The sequence below is a fragment of the Desulfosarcina sp. genome (assembly GCF_041551955.1).
GTDB lineage: Bacteria > Desulfobacterota > Desulfobacteria > Desulfobacterales > Desulfosarcinaceae > Desulfosarcina.
Genome location: NZ_JBFELV010000022.1, coordinates 18,251 through 27,092 on the forward strand (window position 1 = coordinate 18,251; position 8,842 = coordinate 27,092).

Annotated in this window: 10 protein-coding genes; 2 read left to right on the forward strand and 8 right to left on the reverse strand. The window is 56.4% G+C overall.

Annotated elements, in window-relative coordinates; all coding sequences use genetic code 11:
* Positions 1-6: 6 nt before the first annotated feature.
* From ABYV26_RS03230 to ABYV26_RS03265, 8 genes are all read right to left on the reverse strand, one after another.
* Entirely contained in the window at positions 7-423 is a 417-nt protein-coding gene (locus ABYV26_RS03230) for a rhodanese-like domain-containing protein (protein ID WP_372678109.1), read from the reverse strand.
* 288 nt (positions 424-711) lie between these two features.
* Positions 712-1,560: an ATP phosphoribosyltransferase gene (hisG, locus tag ABYV26_RS03235; protein ID WP_372678110.1), complete on the reverse strand. Its 849-nt coding sequence runs from the start codon at positions 1,558-1,560 to the stop codon at positions 712-714.
* Between the two features lie 229 nt (positions 1,561-1,789).
* Positions 1,790-2,065: a phosphoribosyl-ATP diphosphatase gene (locus ABYV26_RS03240; RefSeq protein ID WP_372678112.1), complete on the reverse strand. Its 276-nt coding sequence runs from the start codon at positions 2,063-2,065 to the stop codon at positions 1,790-1,792.
* A 338-nt stretch (positions 2,066-2,403) separates the two neighbouring features.
* Complete coding sequence (locus tag ABYV26_RS03245; protein ID WP_372678114.1) at positions 2,404-2,871, reverse strand: MOSC domain-containing protein; 468 nt, start codon at positions 2,869-2,871, stop codon at positions 2,404-2,406.
* On the reverse strand, positions 2,868-3,503 hold the full coding sequence (metW, locus tag ABYV26_RS03250) for a methionine biosynthesis protein MetW (protein ID WP_372678116.1): 636 nt from the start codon (positions 3,501-3,503) through the stop codon (positions 2,868-2,870). Before metW ends, ABYV26_RS03245 begins: the two co-directional genes overlap by 4 nt.
* Complete coding sequence (locus ABYV26_RS03255) at positions 3,487-4,650, reverse strand: homoserine O-acetyltransferase (protein WP_372678118.1); 1,164 nt, start codon at positions 4,648-4,650, stop codon at positions 3,487-3,489. The genes metW and ABYV26_RS03255 overlap by 17 nt, the downstream gene beginning before the upstream one ends.
* 1 nt (position 4,651) lies before the next feature.
* Positions 4,652-5,035: a helix-turn-helix domain-containing protein gene (locus ABYV26_RS03260; RefSeq protein ID WP_372678120.1), complete on the reverse strand. Its 384-nt coding sequence runs from the start codon at positions 5,033-5,035 to the stop codon at positions 4,652-4,654.
* A 211-nt stretch (positions 5,036-5,246) separates the two neighbouring features.
* The gene (locus ABYV26_RS03265) at positions 5,247-6,614 is read right to left on the reverse strand and encodes a sigma-54 interaction domain-containing protein (protein ID WP_372678122.1); all 1,368 of its coding nucleotides are present in this window, start codon (positions 6,612-6,614) and stop codon (positions 5,247-5,249) included.
* Between the two features lie 239 nt (positions 6,615-6,853).
* Between ABYV26_RS03265 and ABYV26_RS03270 the strand changes: the two genes are divergently transcribed.
* Positions 6,854-8,563, forward strand: coding sequence for a DUF3373 family protein (locus ABYV26_RS03270; RefSeq protein ID WP_372678124.1), 1,710 nt, complete (start codon positions 6,854-6,856; stop codon positions 8,561-8,563).
* A 71-nt stretch (positions 8,564-8,634) separates the two neighbouring features.
* Positions 8,635-8,842 (forward strand): hypothetical protein (locus ABYV26_RS03275; RefSeq protein ID WP_372678126.1); only part of this gene is annotated, 208 nt, incomplete at its 3' end.

An 8,842-nucleotide genomic window follows, 5' to 3' on the forward strand; every position in this document is an offset into this window, starting at 1 on the left:
ACCTGGCTATCGCACCAGCGGGTACTTTTCCCGTGACCAGCCGATCACGCCGGCGTCCATGTGATAGGCACGGCGAAAACCCAGTTTTTCGAAGATGGCGAGGCTCTTTCCGCTGCGGTTGCCGCTGCGGCAGTAAATAAAATAGGTTTTTTCCCTGTCCAGGGCCTTGAGCCGTTCCACATAATCGCTGGAATAGTAATCGAGCAACAACGCCCCTTGGATGTGGCCATCTTCGAACTCTTTGGGCGTACGAACATCCAGCAGCACGACATCAGGGTCGCCTCGGTGCCGGTCGAGCAACGCCTTGAAATGAGTGGGTGAGATCGTCTGCACGACCGCCTTCTCTGCCGAAGCCAGGCATATGGAGGCATAGCACAGCAATATCAGCAACGTCGCAGTCCCTATCGATGGTCGTATTTTCATTGTCCACGCCTTTTTGTTGACACTCTGTTAGCGCTTGACCCAATACCGGTGTTCTTCGGATGAGTCACCAATCACCACATTGTAGTAATCATAAGAATCGATTCTGTTTTTTCAATGCAGGAGCCGATGAAGACAAAGGCGGGCTGGATATGCAGAACCGGAGCACTGACGGTCAATGGTTTCACCGGAACGCACCGCAATAGCGAGCGCATTCCTCATCGCTTGCGGCGGGGTTTGCGAGCGAACTGGAAATCGATTTAATCCTTACAGTTGTGAGCGTGGGCGGCCCTATATCCGGCAGGTGCGGATGTCGGTGACGATGATTCCCTTGGCCCCGATTTTGGAGAGGCTGTCCATGATCTGGTTCACATCCCGCTTTTTGGACATGGATTTGACCGCCACCCACCCTTTTTTGCTCAATGGGGAGACCGTGGGTGATTCGATGCCCGGGGTGATCACGCAGGCCACCTCCAGCATGGTTTCGGGGATGTCGTACTCCACCATCACGTACTCCCGGGCCACGACGATGCCGCGGATCCGGTCCAGAAAGGTGTGCACCCGCGCCTCCTGCTCAATGTCCCGGGTCCGGGCCGCCAGGATTGCTTGGCTTTGCAGCAGCGGGGGCCCAATCACCTTGAGCCCGGCCGCCTTGAGGGTTCGCCCGGTTTGAACCACGTCGGCAATCACGTCGGCCACACCCAGGCGGATGGAGATCTCCACCGCCCCGTCCAGGCGGATCACTTCGGCATCCACCCCCCGGCGTGCCAGGTCTTCGACGACCAACCGGGGGTAGGAGGTGGCGATGCGCTTTCCGGCAAACTGATCGGGCGTCAGATCCGTGTCTGCGGGTATGGCGTAGTGGAAATCGGATTTGCCGAATCCCAGGGACATCAGTTCCACCACCTTCGCCCCGCTGTCCAGGGCTAAATCTCGGCCGGTCACGCCCATATCAAGAATACCTTCGCTCACATAGATGGCGATGTCCCGGGGTCGCAGAAAAACGAACTCGACCCGGCTGGCCTTGTCGAATACGATGAGTTCACGGCTGTATCGTCGACAGTTGTAACCGGCCTCCCGGATCAGCTGCACGGCGTCTTCGGAGAGCGACCCCTTGTTGGGCAGGGCGATTTTCAGCATCGTTTAAAACTTCCTTTTTATATGACAAGTTCGGTAAAAGTTGAAACGTTTACCTGAGGATTGTTAGCTGGATGTGAGCGGTCGAAAAAAAATTCTCCATACTTCCAAACGGTTTGGTATAAAGCCCGAGATCAAGGCTTGCGAGTCCTGAGGAAGGAGGCGTACTGGACGTACGCCGCACTGACGAAGGATGAAGCGTAACGCAGATATCGGGTTTTATACCTAACCGTCATAAATAGCGGTAGACATCCTCAAGCTCCAACTCGCAGGCAATCATCATCACCTGAACGTGATAGAGCAGTTGAGATATTTCCTCGGCAGTACGTTCCCGGCCTTCGTGCTCGGCGGCCATCCACACTTCACAGGCTTCCTCGATCACTTTCTTGCCAATGGCGTGGACGCCGTTCTCCAGCAGATGTACGGTTCCCGACTGAGGGTCCTTGCGTGCGGTCTTGTCGGTGAGTTCGGCAAACAGGGCTTCAAATGATTTCATGGAGTGAGGCATTCCTTCCGGACCCCGCTGCTCACGCTGGACCCACGTGGACTGCGGCGACATATGGGGTTGATGGTTATTTCCGGCCTCTCTTAACAGAAAATCCACCGTCTAACAATGGGTTGCGACCCATTGCACCAGGCAATTTGGCTTGGCGCAATGGATAACGGGGCTACAAAAAGGAGGGGCGGCTCTGCTGTTGTGGGGTATGGTAGCAGAGCCGCCGAGGGTAGAGGGATTGAATAATACTTATGGGGTGTTGAAGACAAGATAACCGGATCAACGGTCTCTGTCAAGTTAAAAATACCACATTGTGGTAATTTTTTTGGTCTGCGGCGAACGACCACCGATTAGATCGACGTGGCATGGCTGACCGCGTCAGGCGATGCCGCCACAACCTCGATGGAGTCTCCGCAGGCGATCTCCCCGCCCATAATCACCCGGGCGAAAACCCCTTCTCGGGGCATGATGCAGTCGCCCGCCTGATAATAAATGGCGCAGGGTTTGTGGCAGGTCTTGCCGATCTGAGAGACTTCAACGATGACCGTCGTTCCCAGCTTCACCTGCGTCCCGACAGCCAGATGCGTCCAGTCGATGCCTTCGGTGGCCACATTTTCGGCAAAGTCACCGAAATTCACATCCAGTCCCTTTTCGCGCGCCCCCTGGATGCTTTCCGAGGACAGGAAACTCACCTGACGGTGCCAGGGGCCGGCGTGGGCATCCCCGTCCAGACCATGGTTGAGAATCACCCTGGCCCGGTCCACGAGGGTTTTTCGGGTTCCTTTTTTCCGGCTGACGGCAATGGATACGATCTTCACGGTACCTCCTTGGCGATAAGAAATAGGCCATAGGTGGCAAACAGGTCCGGTAAAAAGCGGACCGTTATTCCGGAACGATCCTGCCGGTCTGTGTTGATACCCACCTCTTTTAAGATTCTGAACCCCACCTGCCGGGCGTATCGCCTGAAGTCGGACAGGGTGATCACTCGGATGTTGGGCGTATCGTGCCACTGGTAGGGCAGCTGCGGCGTCACCGGCGCGTGCCCCGTCAACGCCAGCATCATCCGCACCCGCCAGTGGCTGAAGTTGGGAAAACTCACCACGCTTTGTCGGCCGATGCGCAGCATCTCCCGGATCAAGGGTGCCGGATCATAGATCTGCTGCAGGGTCTGGGCCAGAATCACATAATCGAAGACATCGTCCGGATAGTCCCGGACCTCTTCGTTGATGTCCCCCTGGAGTACGGTCAACCCCCGTTCGATGCAGCGGGCCACGCAGCTTTCGTCAATATCAATGCCGGTGCAGACCGCATTTTTGCGGGTTTTCAAATAGTGAAGCAGCGTGCCGTCGCCGCATCCCAACCCGAGCACCCGGGCCCCTTGCGGAATCCAGGAAGCCACCAGCCGAAGGTCGTAGCGAATACCGTTGCCTGCATTACACGTCGCTGTCACCGTCCAAAAACCCTTTCATGATGCCGGAAAGGCGGTCACTGGGGAGCAGGAAGGCATCGTGCCCCCACTGGGCCTCGATTTCGCAAAAGCTAACCGCCAGCCCGTTTTTTTTCATGGCCTTGACCATGGCCCGGGACTGGTAGGTCGGGTAGAGCCAGTCCGACGTGAAGGAAAGCACCAGAAACCTGGCCCGCGCGCCCGAAAAGGCAGCCACGGCGGACCCGCCACCGTAATGCCGCTGGAGATCAAAATAGTCCGCTGCCTTGGTGATGTAGAGAAAGGCATTGGCGTCAAAGCGCTCCACGAACTTGCGGCCCTGATGGCGAAGGTAGCTCTCCACCTGGAAATCCGCATCGAAATTAAATGAAAAATCAGCTTTGTCTTGAAGCCGCCGTCCGAACTTGAGCCGCATGGATTCGTCGGAAAGATAGGTGATGTGCCCGATCATCCGTGCCACGGCCAGTCCCAGGTCCGGCTTCTTTCCGTCGTGATAGTTTCCGCCGTTCCAGTTGGGATCGGCCATAATCGCTTGCCTGGCCACCTCGTTGAAGGCAATGGCCAGGGCGCTGTGCCGGGTGGTGGTGGCCAGGAGCACGGCTGAATCAACCCGGTCCGGGTAGCGCACACTCCATTCCAGCGCTTGCATACCGCCTATGGACCCACCGATCACCGCGTGCAGTCGATGCACACCCAGATGGTCCATGAGCTGCTTTTGGGCGTCCACCATATCCGCTATGGTGACCACCGGGAAATTCATTCCGTATGGCTTGCCGGTGGCTGGATCGGTGGATGCCGGACCGGTTGACCCCATGCAGCTGCCCAGGATGTTCGTGCAGATCACGAAATGGCGGTCGGTGTCGATTCCCTTTCCCGGCCCCACCATGAAATCCCACCAACCCGGCTTGTCGTCGCTGTCAGTGTGGGTACCCGCAACATGGGCATCACCGGAAAGGGCGTGCAGAATCAGAACCGCATTGGTCCGGTCTTCGTTGAGGCGGCCGCAGGTTTCATAGGCCACGGTCACCGGCCCGAGGGTTGCACCACAGGCCAGGGTCATGGATGCCGGCGGGTGGGCGAACGTGAATGTCCGCTTTTCCACCAGGCCCACCGATGCCCCTTGCTGATCGTGCTGGATATACTCACTCATTTTATATTTTGGCCAGGGTTCCCTTGAACACATCACAGGTGCGGCAAAGCTTCATCTTCTCCTTCCAGGAATCGTGGACAGTCCCGTCGCAGATGGTGCCGTTGATGAACCAGCACAGGTCACCGGTGGAAAATTCCCAAGCCGGGCACTGGTCTCGCCGCTCCTGGGGACAGGAGCGGGCGTCCCAGCAGGGTTTTATGCCTTTTTTGCCACGTAATTTTCGGGTGATCAGAAAGTAGAGCTGACGCTCTACGTGGACGGGAATGGTTCGCCAGCCCTGCTCATAACTGTGGATCGCCTTGATCGAGGTTCCCAGAAGCTGGGCCATCTGTTTCTGGGTTTTTTTCAGTTTCTTGCGCAATACGCTGAATTCTTTGTCTTTCATGGCTTTCCGTCTCTTTTTTCCAATTCCTGGATAGCTGGAACCGATGGCTGCGTTAACTATCGCCGGCCGCGCCACGGCCGGCAATACAACTCATACCGCATCGGAATGAGAAACTAACTTGCCGTATTTACGGTGAAATAGCTACAATCGTTCACATCTGCCACATCGTGGTATGAATGTCAACTTTTTTTACGAACTGCCCGAGACGGCGTCAACCCACATCCTGCTTGATATCGATCCCTAATTTTTTCATCCGTTTCCAGACGGTCACCCGACTGACCCCCAGCATCTTGGCCGCTCTGGATTGATTGCCGCCGGCCTTGCGCAGCACGTTGATCAGGCTCTCCCGATCCTTCGCGCACCCCGGGTCCAGTTCACAGACCGCCTTTGGATCAAACTCATCGTGAACGATCTTGTGGGGCAGATGCTGAATGCCGATGCCCCCGCTCTGGCAAAGGACGAAGGCGTATTCGATGGCATTGCGCAGCTCGCGGACATTGCCCGGCCAGGCATAATCCGTCAGGGTTTCAAGCGCCTCAGGCGTGAGCCCGATGATCTTCTTGCCGCTGCTGGTCGCATTTCGCCGGATGAAGCTCTGGGCGATCAGCGGGATGTCCTCGCGACGCTCGGAAAGGGGTGGACAGTGCAAGGGGAAAACATTGATCCGAAAATAAAGATCCTCCCGGAACAGTCCCTGTTCGATTAAAGATTCCAGGCGCTTGTGGGTGGCGGTGATTACCCTGACATCCACGGGAATGGGCCGATTGTCCCCCACCCGTTCGATCTTGCGGTCTTCCAGCACCCGCAGCAGCTTGATCTGGATGGCAGGGGGGATGTCGCCGATCTCATCCAAAAAGATGGTCCCTTGGTGGGCGGCTTCGAAACGGCCCACACGCAGGCGGTCCGCACCGGTATAAGCACCCTTCACGTGACCGAAGAGCTCGCTCTCCAACAGGTTCTCGTTCAAGGCCGCACAGTTGACCTTGACGTAAGGCTTGTCGCTGCGTCCGCTGGCCCGGTGAATGGCCCGGGCCACCAATTCCTTGCCGCTGCCGCTCTCCCCCTGAATCATCACCGGTGTGTCGGACGGGGCCACATTTTCGATGGTCTCGAAAAGGTTCAGCATCACCGGGGATTTTCCCAGGATGCCGTGGTAGCCCTCATCCAGGTGAAAGGTCTTGCGCAGGTTGCTGATCTCCTGCTGCTGGCGTATTTTTTCGGTGATGTCGGTCAGCGTCTCGACGGCACCGATAATATCGCCTTTTTCGTTGCGCAGCACCGATGCGCTCTTGATAATGTGCACCGAATGACGGTCCTTGTTGGTGATCAGGCATTTCTTTTCTTTGATGGTGCCTCTGTTGAAGAGGCCGCACCACTGGGTGCCGGCACCCTTCCCGATAATTTTGCATCCGGTACAGTTCAGTATTCGACAGGATTTGCCAACCAGCTCATCGGCCCTGTAGCCGGTGACCCGCTCCGCCGCCGGATTGGCCGCGATGATTCGACCCTCCGGGTCAACCACCATCAGGCCGTCTTGCAATGTGTCCACAATGGTTTTCCAGTATTTGGCAATATCCATGGCACCTCCAGTTGAGTGTTAACCCCGTCAAGGCAACATGTTAATCTGTTAACTTAACACGTGTTAATCTAAACGGTTTCACGCACTTTTGCAAGTGTCTTCAAAAAATACTGTTTGTTCTTTTATATCTGAATGTTAAAACTTTTTTCATATAATTTCTTCCCTTGGCACACCGGTTGCTCAAAGATTATCAACGAAAATTGAATGGCAACGGTTAACACATTCCACGAGGAGGGGGTATGAGAGAGGGAGGATGGAAGCAAACAACCATCTGCACCATGATGGGAATCGCTTTTCTGCTATGTGTCGCGGCACCTGGGATCACCTTGGCACAAGATGACGTGAAACTGTTGAAACAGCGCCTGGAGCAGATGTCACAGGAGATGGAGGCCGTCCAGAAAAAACTGGAAGAGATGGAGACGAAAAGCGAGGCCAAGGAAGAAGAGATCGAGGAGATGGACGACCGTCTCAACAAGGCCGAACTGCACACGGCCACGGACAAGGTCGCCTTTGGCGTTGAGCTGCGAACACGGGCCGACACGCTTCATTACACGGACATTCAGGTGGCGCCCAGCTCTTTGGTGGGTGGATTTTTTGTGGACTATCCGGCTGGCTTCAACAATGCCACCCTGCCTCAGATTCAACAGGCTATCGGTATGATGGCCGCCAACGGCATGATCCCGCCTACCGAGAAATACGACGCCACCAACGACATCATCCTGACCAACAAGTTCCGGCTGAACATGAATGCCAAGGTCAACGACCAGCTCAGTTTCACCGGTCGCCTGGCGGCCTACAAGGTCTTCGGCGACAGCACCGAGGTCAAATTCAACCAGGGCAGCCTGGGCGATGTCACCCTGGACGGCAACACCTCCAGCTTGCCCCACGGGGACACCATCCGCCTGGAGCGGGCCTACTTCAACTATAAAAAGGACCTGGGCCCAGTGCCGACCAACTTCTCTCTGGGTCGCCGGCCGTCCACCGACGGGCCGCCACTAGAGTACCTGAACAACAGCCTCGAAGGCGGTTCACCTCTGGCCACGATCATCAACTGGCAGTTCGACGGTGCCTCCTACAGCCTGGGCCTGGAAGATGTCACCGGCATTCCCGGGGCGGCCTTCAAGCTCTGCTACGGTGTCGGTTTCGAAGGCGACTGGGGCAACACTTACTCACTGGGCAACTCGCAGCCCGACGTGGATGACGTGCACATGTTCGGTGTCATCGCCACCCTGTTCGACAATGATGAAACCAGCGCCGTGCTCAACTGGGCCCACGCCTGGGACATCACCGATGGCTTTACCGGACTGACCGTCATGCCCTTCATTGCCAGTGAAAACGCGGACGGCACCTTCACCTTCGAACAGAACAGCGGCGGCTACATTTCCCGGCTTCAGCCGATGACTGAAATCGGCGACTGGGATGCCGCGTCCCTGCTGCTGCGCACCAACCTCACCGAACGGTTCGACAAGGACATCGACCTGTTCCTCTCCGGTTCCTGGAGCCACACCCGACCGTCCCGGACATCCGAAAACCCCTTCTATAAAATCATGGGCCAAGGCCTGCTCAACTCCAATGGGGAGTTGAAGGATCGTGACGGCTACATGATCTACCTGGGTGCCGTCTTCCCCATGCCCTGGGATGCCCGCTTCGGACTGGAGTACAACTACGGGTCACAGTACTGGTTCAACTTCACCGGCGCCGAAGACTCCCTGGTGGGCAGCAAACTGGCCGTGCGGGGAAGTGTCTATGAAGGCTACTGGCACCAGCCCATATTTGGGGACAACTTTTTCGCCACCCTTGGTGTAAGATACTACGATTACGAGTACACGGGCAGCGGCAACCCCATGGGCGAGCCCATGAAGATCGCCGAACTGAATTCACTGGATGCGCTCAATCCGGTGGTCGACAAAGTCTGGGACGGCTACCTGTCACTGACCTTCCGCTACTAACCGATAACCGAAACCTGACCCCGTCCTGTGCGGCAACCGATGAGAAATGAAGCGGATGCCGCACAGGACAGATGAGCGAATCAAGCATGAAACGGGCAGCGATTATCATCAAGGATCTCCAGCAGCAGTACGAAGGCCTGCGAACCAGCGTCGGTCTGCTGCTGGAGGGCATGGTGGTACAGATGTTCGTGCTGCACCACGAAATTGAAAATATGGATGAAGCCTACCGAGACAACATGGCATTTCTGGACGAGATTGGCGGAAAGCGTTTTTCCAACA

Bases quoted from the DNA above. Each gene is read 5' to 3' on its own strand.
- ABYV26_RS03230 (WP_372678109.1), bottom strand. From the start codon at position 423: ATGAAAATACGACCATCGATAGGGACTGCGACGTTGCTGATATTGCTG.
- hisG (WP_372678110.1), bottom strand. From the start codon at position 1,560: ATGCTGAAAATCGCCCTGCCCAACAAGGGGTCGCTCTCCGAAGACGCC.
- ABYV26_RS03265 (WP_372678122.1), bottom strand. From the start codon at position 6,614: ATGGATATTGCCAAATACTGGAAAACCATTGTGGACACATTGCAAGAC.
- ABYV26_RS03255 (WP_372678118.1), bottom strand. From the start codon at position 4,650: ATGAGTGAGTATATCCAGCACGATCAGCAAGGGGCATCGGTGGGCCTG.
- ABYV26_RS03260 (WP_372678120.1), bottom strand. From the start codon at position 5,035: ATGAAAGACAAAGAATTCAGCGTATTGCGCAAGAAACTGAAAAAAACC.
- ABYV26_RS03270 (WP_372678124.1), top strand. From the start codon at position 6,854: ATGAGAGAGGGAGGATGGAAGCAAACAACCATCTGCACCATGATGGGA.
- ABYV26_RS03240 (WP_372678112.1), bottom strand. From the start codon at position 2,065: ATGCCTCACTCCATGAAATCATTTGAAGCCCTGTTTGCCGAACTCACC.